A 15,758-nucleotide genomic window follows, 5' to 3' on the forward strand; every position below is an offset into this window, starting at 1 on the left:
CCGCAGGACGACGGGAAAAATATTGCGCGCTAGCAGCGAGACCGAGCGCCAAGGCGTCAGTCAGCATGTGCGTCGCATCCGCCAGCAGCGCGAGAGAACCGGAAATCAGGCCGCCAATCGCCTCGACGACCATGAAAACCACGATCACGGCGAACGCCATCAAAAGGCGCTTTGCAACCTTTCCTGATGACTGATGATGGTCGTGACTGCAGTTAACCATTCGCTCGCCGTTTGTCGTCGTTTTCTACGCACGGATACCGGTACAAAGCGTGCGGACAATAGTCTGTACGCGCGGAAAAGGGCAAGGCGGCGCGGGCGTATTTCACAGTTAATTCAACATCATCCCAGACTGTTACAATGTCGCTTTCGAGCTTAAAAAACGTGACATGATAACATTTTCATTGCTATCTTGCCCGCCTTGCGAGATTAGAACGGAGCCGGTGGGGAAGTAGCGCCGGCTCAACATAATAGTGGCTGGAAGGGCCCTTCGGGTTGCTTGGGGACATTCCGATAATTGATGGGCTCATTGCGAGCCTGATGGCTGCGGCCATGAGCACGCTTGGCGTCTTCGCCATGGCGACGTTCAGCGATTGGGCGCGCCGTAATAGCGGATATTGCTCAGCTTTTGCGGTTGGACTTTTGACCGTCGGCGTGGCGTTTCATCTGATCCCGGAAGCGTTGAGCGTTTCGAGGCTTGCTTTGAGCTGGGTCGCCGGCGGCTTCATGGCCATGGTCCTCATCGGCATCGCCGTGCAATTCGCCGTCAGCCAGCGTCCGGAAGGCGCCGCCCTCACCTTCGGTTACGCTTCGATCATTGTGCTGGCAGTGCACTCATTTCTTGACGGAGTGGTCTATTCAGCCTCGTTTCAGGAAGCGCCCTTTACCGGCTGGCTCGCCACCAGCGGCTTGATGTTTCACGAATTTCCCGAAGGGGTCATCGCCTATGCGTTGCTGGCGCAGGCGAATTTGCCGCGACGGCGCGCCATGATCCTATCCATTGCGGCGGCGGCGGCGACCACAATAGCCGGCGCCGTGATTGGCGGCTCCCTGTTCAGTCTCGCAGAAGACCCGCCCATCGCCACCATGCTGGGCGGCGCAGCGGGCGCGCTGATCTATGTGCTGATCGTGCATCTCGGGCCTCATGCGGCGGCATCACCTGACAAGCGCGGCTATGACCTCGCAATGCTTGGTGTCGTCTTCGGCACAGCCGCGATTATCCTGCAGCATTTATCGGGGATGCATTAGAGCCCGGTATGACGGCGCTCTAGACTATGGACGGCAACCGGCGATCCCGGCCGCCGGCGTGACCATGCTCCAGCCTGCGCTGTCGCTGATCTTGATCAATCCCTGCTCAAGATAGGCCCCGTCACTGAATTCAAGGCCGAAACGCGCCGTCACTTCGATGCTGACGCCCTCAGTGCTTTCAAAATGCTGGCGCTCATAAACGCCGAATCCGGCTGCGCCGCTGTAGTCCGTGCGCGTCAGGCGAACCGGCTTCCCGGCAATGTTCACTTCCGCATTTTTGCCCGACACAAACTGAAAAACCGCAGCGGGCCGTGTCCCTTCAAGCGACCACAACACCATGCCGCATTCCTTGGACGGAATCCGGCCATCGCTGACCGCCCGCAATCCTTGCGATGCGAAATCTGAACTCGCCAGATCGAGCGGCGCAGACTCAGTATTACGCGACGCTTTGGCGCCCGCTGGCGATCCCGAAGAAGTTCCGGTCGTCGCACAGGCGCCCGTCAGGGCGACGGCCGACAGAATTGCTATGGTCGTGCGGATCATGATCCCGTCCCTCTGAACACGCCGGCTGATCCGTAGATCAGAGCGCCATTATCGTCCTCAAATCCAAACACCCGCAAGGCGGAGGCGACGCTTTCTTCCGCCGGGCGCGCCGTCGCCGCGATCTCATAAGCGAGCGTCCGGTCGACCCGAAGCACCACTTGCGCGTCAGCGCTCGTATTGGCGCCAGCGAGCGAAACCACCAGCCGCTCATCCTCGCAAGCAACGCCGCCGGACATTGGCATCGCTGGCAGGTTAAACCGCTTCGCCGGGGCGTCGAGCACATCTGTCCACAAATCGCCCTCAGCCTCGCGGCAGCCCTTCACGCGGGAAAACGCGATGCGCTTGATATCGACCTTCGCGATGCCGCGAGCCGGTTCGCCAAATACGCCGCGCGGCGCGACCGCACCCAACCGGATATCAGCCGCAATGTTTTCCAGCGTCAGTTTCTGTCCCGGTCCGGCGATCACACGCCCCTCGCCCGTCACCGCGCCGCCATGCGCCTTGAATGACAGCGCTGGCGCAGCGCGCAGCAAGGATAACGGCGCCAGCCGAAACGACACCTCGCCCAGCGGTGCGCCGCGCACCGAAAGATCGGAATAGCCGCCGCGCCAGATCGTACCGCGCGCTTCACTGTAGGATACGCCTTGCGCATCGAAATCGATGAAAGCCGACAACACGCTGAGCGGCGCCGAAAAGATAAGCGTTCCGATAAAGATTGCGGCCGCCCCGGCCAGCGGCGCTTTCAGACCTTTGAATATGGGCTTGCGGTCTGTCATCGCCGTTCAAACACCAAAACCTGCGTATTCACCACGCCGGATTGGCCGCGTGTAATGTCGGCGACAGCGACGGTGACGCCGTACCGGTTTTCCAGTTCGGCAAGCCAGGCGAAGAACACATCACCGTCAACCGGCTCCACCTGAATTTCGAGCTGGTTGTTGATTTCCGTCCCCAGACGGATCAACTGAATGTCGGCTGCATTTGACGTGGTGATCAGCGCATCACGCATCGGCGTCTGGGAAAATGGAGAGGATTGCGTATCGCCGCCTGCGACCGCCGCCGCTGCTGCGGTCAGCTCATAGTCGTCGCGCGCACTCTTCGCGCTGCGTTCGGCTGAGCTTCGCCAGTCCGCGAGCGGGCGAATGACGCCTAAAGAGATCAGCAACACGCCAGCGAGCGCCGCCGCCGCAAGGATCAGCATGCGTTCGCGTGCAGAAAGATCATGCCACCAAGCGCTCATGAAAAACTCACCTGCAATTGACCGCGATAAAACGCGCCCGCGCGCACGACGCCGCCGGTTTCCGCCGCACTTAGCCCACGCGAAGCGAGCGCGCGTTTAAACGCTTCAAACTGCGCGATATCGACAAAGTGCAGATTGACTGAATAATCTCCGCGTGCGGCGTTATATCGGATGCGATCAATTTCAACGCCGTCATTTTCATCGACCGCTTCAGCAAGGGAATTGGTGAGCGCTAAAAAGACCGGCCGCCCGCCGCCCGCCGCCAATATCTGACGGGCATGTAGGCGCGGGTCCGCACCCGCCGCATCCGGGAACGCCGCTTCATGCAGTGCGCGCGTTTCTTCCTTCAATTGATCTGCGGTTCGCATGTCCCGCGTGCTGACCGCCATATTGACCAGCATCAAGGCCGCGACAGATGCCGCTGCGAGAACGCCGACGCGCCGCCAGGGCCCTATGGCCATCCGCCAGTCGCGACGTTTGCGATATGCGCCGTGACGCAAATTCGGCGCCTTGTCCAACCCTTCGGCGATGAATCCGAACAGCGCCTCGACATCCATGCGCCCGCGCGGCTCAACCTCTAAACCGTCGCGCCCTTCCGTGACGAATGCCGGCGAGGTGCAGAAAACGACCTTGCGTAAATCATCGTCTTTTAAAAGAGACGGCAAAAGGCTGCCTGCAAGCGGCTTGTCGACGGCGAACCCTCTCAACCCCACCACGCCGAACAAACGGTCCGGTGCTTCGATGATGACGGCGCGCTCTGGCGTCATGGGGGTCAATGCATAATCGACCGTAATAATATCCGGCGACAGGCCGGCCTCTGAAAGCGCCGTGAGCCAGGCGTCGATTTCCGATTTCTTGATAGCGAGCGCGACCCCGGCGCCGCTGTCATGGCGCGCCGTCGCCACATGAACCTGCTCGAGATTTTCTGCGAGTTCGTCTTCCAGCAACATGCTCGCCGCAGACCGGAACTGCGCCGTCGATTTTGGCGGCACCGGCAAGGCGCGCATGGTCGCAGTCTCGCCGCGCAGAATGCAGGCGACGGCGCGCGCCGCTCCGGCGCGCTCGGCGATCGCCGCAAGTCCTGCGGCGTTATCTGACCGGTTCGACACATTGACGCCATCCTCGCCGACGAATGCCCATTGAACGGGATCGTCTGGCGTCGCGTCAGCAAGGAGGATTAAGGTTTCGTTCACTCTTCGGCTCCGATGCGCCGCGCCAGCACCTGCGCGCCGCGCCCTCCGGTTTCAATGGTCGATGTCATCTCAATTAAGGCAGTATCATAAACAATCTCTGCACGAGCCATCATGTAGCGCGAGGTCACGTCAAACCGGTCCGACCCGGTAAGATTCAGCCCCGCAATCGCCGGCACGGTCATGAAATCCTCGATTTTGACGTAGCCCCCCGGCGGGCGCGCCGCGATGATGTCTTTTACCGCCTGCAAGGTGACGTCATCGCCAAGCAACGCCGCCAGCACCGGGGCGTGGCGCTCAGTCAGCATGTTCACATTGATCCGCATGGGCGCATCGTCTCGGCCTGCACAAAGATAAGGTTTCAGCGCGCCATAAAGCTCGCGGGTGACACCCTTGATCGCCCGCAATTCCGACAGCGAGGCGAGCGGCTGGTTCCCGGTGCGATAGGGCGATGGCAGCACAGTGTAATACTCATCCTCGCCGCCTTGGGGGCGCCGGTTGGTGTCCGCGTCCACCCAGTCGCCAATGGCTTCCGCCAGCGCGCGCGCGTCGAATTCGCTAATCCCGATATGGCCGGAAAGACGGATGAATTCGGCGACCGCGCCTTCCTCGTTCCGACCGTCATAGGGCGCGCCCAGCGAATTGATATTGAAACATGCGGTCGCGTCCGCAAAGAACACGCGGGCGGCGCCCTCTTCCAGCGGCAACTCAATCGGCGCGGTGGCCCAGGGGTCGTCGAGCGACATGACGCCATTATCCCGGTTTTTAATCTCGTCGAGGGCGGCAAGCGCCAGCGTTTCTACGCCGAGCGCGCCCCATAACGCTTCCCCGCGCGCATTGACGTTTACCGCGCGCGACGCCGCCATGGTTGTGCGCTCCATCGCCGACAAGGCGACGAACGACAATGTCGCCGCCAGCAACAGCACGATAAGAAGCGCAGCGCCGCGTTGTTGGTCGCGCCGGTTCATAGGCTTGCCCCCACAGCGCCGATCCAGAACAGTTGCTGCAACGGCGCACGGCCTTCGCGTTCGATGGTAAGGGAAACCGCTTGTGGTGGCGTCGCCCCCGCGCCAACCGGCCAGATTTCCGCCCATTCAAGTTCGCCGCGCGTCTCGCGCAGCAGGAAATCCGCCCGCACGTCTTTCAGACCGGAGAACAAAACCCGTTCCGACACATCGGCGCCGGACGCCTCATCGAGATAGGCCCGCGCGCGGCGGATCAACGCTCCGTTGCGATAGATATATTCCACATATTGCAGCGCGCTTCGGGGCGCTTCAGCATCGGGATTGATCCAGCCGCCCCGCACAAAAGCGGCCAGCAGCCGTTCGTCATCTTCACGGCGCGCGCCAAAGCTTTCGAGATTGCCGCGAAACACCGTCTCTTCCATATCGCCATATTCATTGCGCACCCGGCGTCCGGTCACTTGCGCCATATCTTCCTTGATCAGCGCCCGGGCGATCTGAAAGGCCTTGAGTTCGTCATCAACCCGGGCGAGCTGGTCGCGGCTATCGACGCCGAGGCGCAGGGCGTAAACGCTGGTCGCGGCGATTGCTGCGAAAACCAGAAGCGCGATCAGCACTTCCGGCAAGGTCATGCCGCGCTGTGAACGCTGCGCCCTGATCATGACGACCTCCGCATAGAGGTTGCGCGGGCGAGGGTCTGCCCGTTTTCCGCGCTGATGGTGATGTCAATGCGCAGGACATTTTCAACACCGGTTTCCCCGATACTGCGTTTGAACCGCAGCGGCTGTTCGCCGACTTCAATCTCGCCTTCGGTTTCACCGGTCTCCAGCGCCGAAGACAGCACCATCGCCTCCACCATCAGATTATCCGCCGCGATCTGGGCCATGGTCTTGTCGCGCATGGACGCTGCAAAGCGGGAGTTCTGGCCGATCAGCACCAGCAGCGCGCCGATGATCAGCCCCATCACCGCGAGAGCGACGAGGGTTTCAACAAGCGTTACGCCGCGCTGCTTACCGCGCCTCGACATCTTTCTTCACTTCCACTTTACCGGCGCTGTCCTGAACGACCCGCATAGTCGACCGCCGCTGTGCAAAGGACACTTCGAAGGGCGTTGTTTCACCTGTCGGCGAAAACAGAATATTCGGGCGCGGACGTTCTTCGGTTTCTTTTTTGGTTTGCGACCGCTCGTTCTTTCTCGCTGCATCCGCAAGCGTTAGATCGACGGTCAGGCCTTCTGGAAAGCTGTCCTCGCCGGCGACGGCGCTATCCATTTCTATCCATTCGCCGCGATTATAGCGGTAAAAGCTGTAGCTATCCTCTGCGAGACGCAGGCCGATCATCTCGCCCCTGGTCACCGCCTGCTCGCCCGCCAGGGTGACGCGCGCGGCGAAACGTTCGCCCGCATCTTGCGCATTGCTGCGCGGGGGCGGCAGGTTGATGACAACGACGCCCGCAACCATTGCGGCGATCATCAACACAATGAGAATTTCGACCAGCGAAACACCGCGCTGGCGCGCCTTTATGGTCGCGCGTCTATTCATCCGTCCAATTGCCGATATCGGCGTTCAGTCCCTCGCCGCCAGGCTCGCCATCCGCGCCAAAGGAAAACAGATCGTAAGCGCCGCCATGCTCGCCCGGGAAACGGTACTGATAGGGATTGCCCCAGGGGTCGGTCGGCACGCCGCCGCGCAAATATCCGCCGGGGCGGTAATTGCCGGGATTGCGCACATCGGACGGCGCATTGATCAACGCCTCAAGCCCTTGCTGCGATGTTGGATAGTTCAGCATGTCGAGGCGGTATTGATCGAGCGTCGCTTCAATATTGCTGATTTCGATTTTGGTCGTATCGACCGCCGCCTTGTCGCGGGCGGGCAGCACATTGACCACCACAATCGCCGAGATCAACGCGAGGATCGCCAGCGCGACGAGCAGTTCAACCAGCGAAAAGCCTTTTTGCGCGCGGCGCTTTTTTGAGGACGGGAAAATGAATTTCATATGACTTCTCCGGATTAGCCGACAGCGAGCGTGTTGATGCGCAGGATCGGCATTAAAATTGACAGCACGATGACCAGCACCGCCCCGCCCATGGCGACGATGATGGCCGGCTCCAATAGCCTTAACGCAATCGTCGAGGCGGTGTCGAATTCTTCCTCCAATTGCAGCGCCGCCTTGTCGAGCAATTCCGACAAAGCCCCAGCGCGCTCGCCCGCCGCCACCATATGGGTGAGCATGGGCGGCAGGACATCGGCGCGCTTCAGGGAGGCCGCGAGCGAGGTTCCCTCGCCCACCATCGCGACCGTGCGGTCGAGACGGGTGCGGATATGGCTGTTCGAAATCGTCCGCTGGGCGCCGACAATGCTGTCGAGCAGCGGCGCGCCGCCTGAAAACAGCGTCGCCAGCGTGCGCGCAAACCGCGCCCCGTCAATCGCCCGGATCAGGCGGCCGATCACCGGCAGGCGCAGCATGAACCGGTCCACAGAGAGCTTGAAGGGCGGCTCCTTCATCGCGCGCCAGAACGCGACCGAGGCGATGATGATCGCCAGGACCGCCAGCAGACCATAGCTGACGACCCAGTTGGAAAGGCCGACGACAATTTGCGTCAACAAGGGAAGCTCTGCATTGAAGCTGTTGAATTGCTCGATGATTTTCGGAACCACGAACACCATCAACGCGGTCACGACGCCGCCGGCGATAAACATCAGCGCCAACGGATAGATCATCGACGCAACGACTTTGTTTTGGATCGCGCGGTTCTTTTCCAGCATCGAGGCGAGACGGTCCAGCACGCCGGCGAGATCCCCCGATGTTTCACCGGCCGCGATCACCGCGCGATATAGAACCGGAAAGGACTTTTCATCTTCCGCTAGCGCATCGGCGAAACGCCAGCCCTCCATCACCCGTTCGCGCACGCCGATCAGGCGAGTGCGCGCCGGGCCTTCCGCCTGCATCGCGACAGCGTTCAGCGCTTCTTCCAGCGGCGTGCCGGCGCCAAGCAGCGCCGCCAATTGCCGGGTGATCATCACCAGCTGTCCCGGCTTCACCCGCGGCGCTTGCGTGGTCCCCAGCGCGCCGGTTTTGTGCTCGCCGCGCGGCGCGGAAAGCTTCAGCGGCGTTAAATTCATCCGCCGCAATTCCTGGCGCGCCTGACGCTGGCTGTCGGCGGACAACACGCCTTTTTTCGTCTTGCCGCCGAAGTCCAGCGCTTCATATTCAAAGGCCGGCATTGTCGTCCTCCTGACGCACAACACGCAGCACTTCCTCGATCGAGGTCGCCCCCGACAGGGCATGGCGGAAACCTGACGACGTCAGCGTATCCCCATGGGCGAAGGCATAGGCGGCGATATCCTGTTCATTGGCGCCGTCATGAATGAGGCGTTTCAGTTTTTCATCGATGACAATCAATTCATAGACGCCGATGCGCCCTTCATAACCGGTGTGATTGCAGCGCCCGCACCCGGCTGGACGATACAGCGTCGCCGCATCGTGCTCACCAAGACCGACCATCGCGCGTGTCGCCGCATCCGGCGCATAGGCTTCCTTGCAGCTCGGGCATAAACGCCGAACAAGCCGCTGCGCCATTACCGCCGCCAGCGTTGAAGACAACAGGAACGGTTCAACGCCCATATCGCGCAGGCGCGTAATCGCGCCGGCGGCCGAGATTGGTGTGCACGGTAGACAGAACAAGGTGACCGGTCAGCGACGCCTGCACAGCGATCTCTGCGGTCTCCACATCGCGGATTTCGCCGACCATCACAATGTCCGGATCTTGCCGGAGAATGGCGCGCAATCCTGTCGCGAAGGTCATCCCGACTTTCGGATTGATCTGGGTTTGGCCGACGCCCTCCAGCGCATATTCCACCGGATCTTCGACGGTGAGGATATTACGGCTCGGCTCATTGAGCAGGGTCAGCGCGCCATAAAGCGTCGTGGTTTTACCGGACCCCGTCGGTCCGGTGACCAGCACAATACCGTTCGGGCGGTCGAGCACATGTTTGAACCGCGCCAGAATTTCCGCCGGCATGCCAAGCCCGTCCAGATCGAGCCGGGCTTCATCCTTATCGAGAATACGCATCACGACGCGCTCGCCGAACCGCGCGGGCAGTGTGGAGACGCGCACATCAACCGTCTTGCCGCCCAGCGCAATCGAAATGCGCCCATCCTGCGGCACCCGGCGCTCAGCGATATCGAGGCGCGCCATCACCTTGACGCGCGAGGTCAGGACCGGCGTCATCCGCGCCGGCAAGGACAACACCTCGCGCAACACGCCATCGATGCGCAAACGCACCGACAGTGCTTTTTCATAGGGCTCAATGTGAATGTCGGAAGCCTTGACCTTCACCGCCTCGGCGATCAGCGCATTGATCAGCCGGATCACCGGCGCGTCGTTTTCACTGTCCAGCAAGTCGGCGGTTTTCGGCAGGCCTTCTGCAAGCGACGCCAAATCGCCATCGCCCGCAAGGTCGAGGTCGGCGGTCGAAATGCCTTCGACAGAATAGATTTCGGAAAGCCGCCGTTCGAACGCGTCCGCAGGCAGTAATTCGACCGTAACCGGCGCGCCAACCGTGCGCCGCGCTTCAAGCACAGCCCATGGATCGGGCGCCGATCCCCGCGCACCGAGCAGCACCGGCCGCGCGGCGGCGTCGAGCACGATCAGCCCGCGCTCTTTCGCAAACGCATAGGCGAGCCGCGTCGTACCTGCTTCGCGCATTTCACTCATCGCTCGTAAGCCGCCTATTCCGGCGTCGCTGCGGGCGCGCCAGCGCCCGTCACTTCATTGATCAGCCGCTCCATCTCCGAAATCGGCTCGCCGTCACGGAGCAATTCCCGCGCACGCATATAGTCAAACTTGCGCGTCGTCGCCGCATTGGCTGTCGCCCGGTCGCGGATGACCGTCGGGCGGATGAACACCATCAGGTTTTTGCGCCGTCTTTCTTTCGATGTCGATCTGAACAGGTTGCCGACGCCCGGAATATCGCCAAGCAGCGGCACTTTTTCGGAAGAATATTCGCGCTGATCGTCAATCAAACCGCCAATGACCAGAATATCGCCATCATCGACCAACGCGGTTGTCGTAATTTCGCGCTTATTGGTGATGAGGTCCGTTGAGCTAGCGATGATCGGCCCGGCGATGGAGGAAATTTCCTGCGAGATTTCCAGCGTCACCGTATCGCCATCATTGATCTGCGGCGTGACTTCCAGAATGACGCCGACCTGTTCGCGATTGATGGTGCGGAACGCATTGGAGAAGTTATCGCCAATCGCCTCGCCTGTGGTGATCGGGATTTCCTGGCCGACCTGAAGCCGGGCGGTCTCATTGTCGAGCGTCACGATTGATGGCGTCGACAGCACGTTTGAATCGGAATCGTTCTTGATGGCGGTCAGGATGGCGCCGAAAATATTGCCGCCGCCAAGATCCGTGCCGCCGCCGATGGAAAAGCCGCTGGCGCCAAGCAGCGAGGTCAGCGCCGCTTCCGCAAGATCATTGGCGACCGAGATCTTCGGATGCGGAATCATCGTCGCCGCCGGAAAGCCCCGTGGGATAGCCGCCGCCGCGGATCAACGCCGCGCCCGCCGCCGCCAGTATATTCGGCTGCGCGCTGGAAAAATTCGTGGCGCTGAACGGAACGCCGTTTTCTTCGCTGCCGGTCAGAAAGTACTGCACGCCGAGTTCGCGGGCAGTGGTGTCCGAAACCTCGACGATGATCGCTTCGACCAGCACTTGCGCCCGGCGCACATCAAGCTTGGAGATCACATTTTGCAGGGTGCGCTGTATATTCGCGTCCCCATTGATGATGATCGAGTTGGTCGGCTTGTGATAAGAGACCGTCGCCCGGTTGGAGGAAAAGCTCGCCCCGCCCTCGCTCGGCGCTTTCACAACGCTGTTTGCAACATCTTCCAGCAGCGGCGCCAGTTCTTCGGCGTCCGCGTGTTTCAGATAGACAACTGCAAGTTCCGACGTCGCCTCGCCATATTTGTCCAGCTCGCCGATCACCAGTTCCAGCCGGCGCATCAAGCTTGGCTCGGCGCGAATGAGCAGCGAGTTGCTGGCTTCCGCTGCGACGACGCTGAACGAACCGCGCCCGCCGCTTTCTTCCGATATTTCCTGACCGATTTCGCGCACCAGCCGCGCCACTTCGCCTGCTGACGCGAATTTCAACGTCACCGTCCGGTAGATCGTCGTGTCGCGATCAAGCTGCGCCAGCACTTCGCGAATACGCGCCGTGTTGTCCGCCGTATCGACGATGATCACGGCATTGCCCGAACGCACGGGACTGACGACGCCATTATTGCCGATGATCTGCGCGAGGTTTGCGGCGGCCTCACGCGCATCCACATATTTGAGCCGGACAATCTGCGTCGTTAGATCCGAGCCATTGCCGCCGCCCACCGGTCCGGCGGTGCGCGCCGCTTCCTGCAGCGGCACAATGCGGTATTTGCCATCGCCAATCGGCGTCGCCACGAAATCATTCGTCCGCAAAATCGCCTGAAACAGCTCCCAGGCTTCGTCCGCGCAAAGACCGCCATTGGGCGGCGATTTCACATTGACCCTTCCCTGCACCGCCGGGTCGAGCAGAAAGGTCCGGCCCGTGCGAATGGCGATCTCATCAATCACGGCGCGCAAATCCGCGTCTTCGTAATTCAGCGCAGCGCCGCATTTTTCCTGCGCATAGGCAACGCCCGGCCCCGCCAGTACTGCAGCGCCAAAGCCGGCTGCGGCTATCGCCTTGCGAAAGGTAATCATTACTCGTTTCCTGACTGACTGACTGAAAAGGCGATGGTCTGTTGTGCGCCATCGCGTTCAATGGTGATTGACGCGGAACCCTGACGGCTGATTTCCGAGATCAGCGTCGACATATCCGCGGGGTTCGGTTTTGGTTTGACGCCATTGATCGAACGGATGATATCGCCATCGCGAAATCCCGCCTGTTCAAACGCCGCGCGATCGCGCCCGGCGAAAACCATCACCGCTGCGCCGCCTTTGGGATCAATGCCAAGGCCGAAGCGCGCAAAGCCGTTGAGCAGATCGCGCGACGGGAAATTGTCTATTTTCTCGGACGGTTCTTGTTGCGGCTGCGATTGCGCAGGCGCAGGCGCCGGCCGTTCAATCGGCGCCTTGGTTTCAAATCGCAGCGATTCACGCACGCCATTTTGTTCAATGATCACTTGATCGGCATAGACCTCTGAAAGGCGGACACCGGGAACGATATCTTCACCGACCGCAAATCGGCCCTGCTTGCCGTCAGGCTTGCGAATAATCGCGGAGGGTTTTTCCGCCGCCGGCCAGACCCCGGTCAGCGCGAGATCAAGCGCGGTTTCCGCGACATCCGGCGTGTTGGCGATTGGCGCGGCGACAAGGTCGGATACCGGAAATGGATTGCGCACGGAGATTTGCGTCTCGCCTTGCGGCGCGGTCACCGCCGCAGCCAGCCGGTCGCCCTGGGGAAGCGGCAGCGGCGCAAAAAACGCGATCACTGCGCGCGCCAGCAAAAACGCGATCAGCGCGAGCAAAATCCACTCCGCCAAGCGCGGCGCGCGTGCAAGAAGGCGCGGCGCACGCTGCGCGCCGGCCGCCCCGGCGCTCGCTCTTTGAAGGTTTATGCTCGTCACTTCGAACCGCCTCGTGCCGGAAAACCGCCCGGCCACACCTCATCCGCAGGAACAGTAACCAAAAAGCTTTAGCAAAACGATATTGCGCCGGCTCTGATCGCTCGCGGCTTACATTCAAATATTATTCCAAAAACATGCCAGAAAGCTATGTAATTCCTGCATTTTCGCCTTTTGGGTTAGCCCGGACTGGCGCCAGGCCCGGCGCCGCGTTTCAAAAGAAAGGGCCGGCAGCGAACATCACCCAAAGGTTAATGTCCGCCGCCGGCCCCCTTAGCTCTTCCAGTCCTTGCGGGACGCTAGAACTTGGCTGTCAGGCTGGCTGACAGGCTGCGACCGCGTTTGTAGCTGTCAAATTCCGTCCGGCCGATGCTGCTGTTCTGGAATTCCTGATGCTCTGTACCCAGCAGGTTGCGGGCGCTCAGGCCGATGGTGAAGTCGGCGCCATGGATATTCACGTCATAGCGATAGACCGCATCAAGCTGGATGCCCGGCTTTTCGACAACGTCAGGAACGCCGCCAAGCTGCGTCGGGTCGCCCCGTTGCAGGATGCGCTCATCGACCCAACCGAACAGGAGCGTGAACTGGTCATCATCGCCTTCCCAGCCAAACTGGGCGTTTGCGATATGCTCAGGCGTGCCTTGCAGGGGCTGACCGTCGAGACCGAAATTGGTCGCGTCCACTTCATTGCCGGAGAACGGATCGATGACCGTGTCGCCCGCTTGCACCTGAATCTCGGTGTTGGTGTAGGTGTAGTTCACCGAGAACAGCCACTCGCGACGATCGGTCCAGTCGTTCAGACCGAGATCAAACCGGGTGCGATATTCGAATTCACCACCGTAAAGACGCGCTTCCGGCGAGTTGATGAAGGTGGTGTTGAAGACGAATGTCGCCTGTTCAAACAACACTTCTTCAATCGGCCGGTCGATCTTTTTGTAGAAGCCGGCAAGCGTCACGAACTGGTTGCGGCCCAGATAATATTCAAAGCGCGCATCATAGTTCTTGAACTTGCTGTCCACGAGGCCGGTGCTGCCGCGATAAGAGCGGTCGGTGTCCGGATCGAAGAACAGCGACGGTGCGAGTTCGCGGAATTGCGGACGCGCGACGGTGTGGGAATAGCCAAGACGCGCCTGAAGGTTGTCGAGGAAGTTCCAGGTCACCATCGCCGAGGGAAGCCAGTAGTCGTTCTTGATGACTGTGCCCGGTCCGACATTGCCGAAGCGGTCAAAGGTCGAAACGATTTGCTCCGCATCTTCATAGCGAACGCCAAGCGTAGTGCGGACCGTCGGGATCAATTCGAGATCCGCCTGCGCATAAGCGCCGTGGATCGTCAAATCGCCGGTGTAGGATTCCGTACCAGTGGTTGACGTCTCGATCAGCACAAAGCGCGCCGGGTCGATATTGTCAGGCGAGAACAGGAAGTCCGGACGCGCCATCTGAACATCCGCCGGCAAGGAGTTGCCGCCGGCGAAACGGAAATTATAGACATTCGCTTCGCGTTCATTGTCCGTATATTCATAGCCAACGGAAACGATTGCTTCGCGAGCGCCGGACACCGGAATATTGTAGCTGAAGTCAATGCCGCCGCTGATTGTGTCATCAACGAGGTCAGAGAAGTTGATGCTGTAATTATTCGCCGTCGAATAAACCGGCGTCCCCGTGTCATCGATATTGCGACGCAGGCTGCGCTCATAAGGCGAGTCACGCTCTGACCGGGCGAATGCGCCGCGCCAGTCAATTTCAAAATCACCGAATACATGTTCGCCGGTGACCTGCGCCATCGCCAATTGCCGCTCAAGCCAGGAGCTTGATTCATCGCGCACATTGCCGGAGCCAGGCGCGTTGAAGTCGTTGCCGGTCTTGACCTGCGCTTCTTTACGAGTGGAGTGAATGTAAAGCAGCGTCGTCTGCAAGAGATGATCGTCCCAGGTCGCGCTGCCGGAAACGAGTGCGTTCACCGTAGCGTCGAGGCTGGTTTCCTGACTTTCGAAATCGAGACCGACAGTGCCGCCCGCAACAGACTGGCGGGTGGAGTTTTCAGTCGTCCAATCCTGTTTGTAGCCGATGACGCCGACCAGCCCCAGGGTCATATTGTCGAGGTCTTGCGACCAGCCGCCATCGATCGAGCCTTCGAAATTCGGGCCGAGCGTGCCGCTTTGAATGACGGACAAGGGAGAATTGACGAGGCTTTCACCGGCGATTTCACGTTCGCTGTCGGTGATGTCCACGAGCGATGTTCCGCTGTCGATCAGAGACTGGATCGGTCCCGGAATATCGCGCAGGCCATTATCATACCCCAGCCAATCGCGACCGCCGCCGCTGACAAAGATGCCGTCATGCGCTGTGGTCACGGTGTTCATGCCGACGCCGAGCTTCACATTGAGGAAAGACTCGCCGGGGTCGCGCAGCGTGTGGAGGTCGATGATGCCGCCGCCGAATTCACCGGGATAGTTCGGCGAAAAGGTCTTTTGAACCGTTGCGCCCTGAAGCACGTTGGACGGGAAGAGATCGAGCGGCACGGTCCGTTTGAGCGGCTCCGGGCTCGGCAATGGCGAGCCGTTGAGACGCGCTGAAGAGTACCGGTCGCCAAGGCCGCGCACATAAGCAAAACGGCCGCCGACAACGCTGAGACCGCTGAGGCGGGTCAGCGCCAGCGCGGCGTTGTCGTCGCCGGTGCGGGCGAGATCGTCTGCGTCAAGAAAGGTGGCGACTTGCGAGGTCGCCCGTTGCGGGTTCGGGATGTTTCTTCCGAGCACGACGATCTGGTCGGAAACGGTTGGCTGAATACTCAGCGCTGTATTTCCGGACTCGTCCGCCTCGCTGGTTTGGGCGTTCGCCGCAAAGGGCGAAACAAGCATGGTCGTCGCGAGGAGCATGCCGCCTAGTGTGGAATACGACTTCATGACAAATAAACCTTAATCTGGGTGCGAATGAATGAGAGGGGCGGCGCGATTTCCGCGCCGCCCCGCAGCTCAA

15 protein-coding genes and 2 pseudogenes are annotated in these 15,758 nt (G+C 60.6%); 1 reads left to right on the top strand and 16 read right to left on the bottom strand.

What is annotated here, in order from left to right; translation table 11 throughout:
• Positions 1 to 43: 43 nt before the first annotated feature.
• Positions 44 to 220 (bottom strand): annotated as a pseudogene (locus tag AC0L8G_RS13515) (cation efflux transmembrane domain-containing protein); the annotation flags it as partial.
• A gap of 329 nt (positions 221 to 549) precedes the next feature.
• Between AC0L8G_RS13515 and AC0L8G_RS13520 the strand changes: the two are divergent.
• Entirely contained in the window at positions 550 to 1,245 is a 696-nt protein-coding gene (locus AC0L8G_RS13520; protein ID WP_473384707.1) for a ZIP family metal transporter, read from the top strand.
• Between the two features lie 24 nt (positions 1,246 to 1,269).
• Here the strand turns inward: AC0L8G_RS13520 and AC0L8G_RS13525 are convergent, their stop codons facing one another.
• The 15 genes and pseudogenes from AC0L8G_RS13525 to AC0L8G_RS13595 form a co-directional block, all read right to left on the bottom strand.
• Complete coding sequence (locus tag AC0L8G_RS13525) at positions 1,270 to 1,788, bottom strand: hypothetical protein (protein ID WP_473384708.1); 519 nt, start codon at positions 1,786 to 1,788, stop codon at positions 1,270 to 1,272.
• Entirely contained in the window at positions 1,785 to 2,564 is a 780-nt protein-coding gene (gene gspN, locus AC0L8G_RS13530) for a type II secretion system protein N (protein ID WP_473384709.1), read from the bottom strand. Before gspN ends, AC0L8G_RS13525 begins: the two co-directional genes overlap by 4 nt.
• Positions 2,561 to 3,025 carry a type II secretion system protein GspM gene (gspM, locus tag AC0L8G_RS13535; RefSeq protein WP_473384710.1) on the bottom strand — a complete coding sequence of 155 codons (465 nt, stop codon included), beginning with the start codon at positions 3,023 to 3,025 and terminating at the stop codon, positions 2,561 to 2,563. Before gspM ends, gspN begins: the two co-directional genes overlap by 4 nt.
• Positions 3,022 to 4,218 (bottom strand): type II secretion system protein GspL, encoded by a 1,197-nt coding sequence (gene gspL, locus AC0L8G_RS13540; RefSeq protein WP_473384711.1) that lies wholly within the window; start codon positions 4,216 to 4,218, stop codon positions 3,022 to 3,024. The genes gspM and gspL overlap by 4 nt, the downstream gene beginning before the upstream one ends.
• The gene (gene gspK / locus AC0L8G_RS13545) at positions 4,215 to 5,183 is read right to left on the bottom strand and encodes a type II secretion system minor pseudopilin GspK (RefSeq protein ID WP_473384712.1); all 969 of its coding nucleotides are present in this window, start codon (positions 5,181 to 5,183) and stop codon (positions 4,215 to 4,217) included. The genes gspL and gspK overlap by 4 nt, the downstream gene beginning before the upstream one ends.
• Positions 5,180 to 5,839, bottom strand: a complete 660-nt coding sequence (gene gspJ, locus AC0L8G_RS13550; RefSeq protein ID WP_473384713.1) for a type II secretion system minor pseudopilin GspJ — start codon at positions 5,837 to 5,839, stop codon at positions 5,180 to 5,182. The genes gspK and gspJ overlap by 4 nt, the downstream gene beginning before the upstream one ends.
• A complete protein-coding gene (gene gspI / locus AC0L8G_RS13555) occupies positions 5,836 to 6,204 on the bottom strand; it encodes a type II secretion system minor pseudopilin GspI (RefSeq protein ID WP_473384714.1) in 369 nt (122 codons plus the stop codon). The genes gspJ and gspI overlap by 4 nt, the downstream gene beginning before the upstream one ends.
• A complete protein-coding gene (gene gspH / locus AC0L8G_RS13560; protein WP_473384715.1) occupies positions 6,188 to 6,718 on the bottom strand; it encodes a type II secretion system minor pseudopilin GspH in 531 nt (176 codons plus the stop codon). The genes gspI and gspH overlap by 17 nt, the downstream gene beginning before the upstream one ends.
• The gene (gene gspG / locus AC0L8G_RS13565; RefSeq protein WP_473384716.1) at positions 6,711 to 7,172 is read right to left on the bottom strand and encodes a type II secretion system major pseudopilin GspG; all 462 of its coding nucleotides are present in this window, start codon (positions 7,170 to 7,172) and stop codon (positions 6,711 to 6,713) included. The genes gspH and gspG overlap by 8 nt, the downstream gene beginning before the upstream one ends.
• 14 nt (positions 7,173 to 7,186) lie before the next feature.
• Entirely contained in the window at positions 7,187 to 8,401 is a 1,215-nt protein-coding gene (gspF, locus tag AC0L8G_RS13570) for a type II secretion system inner membrane protein GspF (RefSeq protein ID WP_473384717.1), read from the bottom strand.
• Positions 8,388 to 9,894: pseudogene (gene gspE / locus AC0L8G_RS13575) on the bottom strand (type II secretion system ATPase GspE). Before gspE ends, gspF begins: the two are co-directional and overlap by 14 nt.
• Before the next feature lie 14 nt (positions 9,895 to 9,908).
• The gene (locus AC0L8G_RS13580) at positions 9,909 to 10,691 is read right to left on the bottom strand and encodes a hypothetical protein (RefSeq protein ID WP_473384718.1); all 783 of its coding nucleotides are present in this window, start codon (positions 10,689 to 10,691) and stop codon (positions 9,909 to 9,911) included.
• Positions 10,657 to 11,919 carry a secretin N-terminal domain-containing protein gene (locus tag AC0L8G_RS13585; protein ID WP_473384719.1) on the bottom strand — a complete coding sequence of 421 codons (1,263 nt, stop codon included), beginning with the start codon at positions 11,917 to 11,919 and terminating at the stop codon, positions 10,657 to 10,659. The genes AC0L8G_RS13580 and AC0L8G_RS13585 overlap by 35 nt, the downstream gene beginning before the upstream one ends.
• On the bottom strand, positions 11,919 to 12,785 hold the full coding sequence (locus AC0L8G_RS13590) for a type II secretion system protein N (RefSeq protein ID WP_473384720.1): 867 nt from the start codon (positions 12,783 to 12,785) through the stop codon (positions 11,919 to 11,921). The genes AC0L8G_RS13585 and AC0L8G_RS13590 overlap by 1 nt, the downstream gene beginning before the upstream one ends.
• A gap of 296 nt (positions 12,786 to 13,081) precedes the next feature.
• On the bottom strand, positions 13,082 to 15,685 hold the full coding sequence (locus AC0L8G_RS13595; protein WP_473384721.1) for a TonB-dependent receptor domain-containing protein: 2,604 nt from the start codon (positions 15,683 to 15,685) through the stop codon (positions 13,082 to 13,084).
• Positions 15,686 to 15,758: the final 73 nt, after the last annotated feature.

It is taken from the genome of Hyphococcus sp. D3-15, assembly GCF_055809375.1.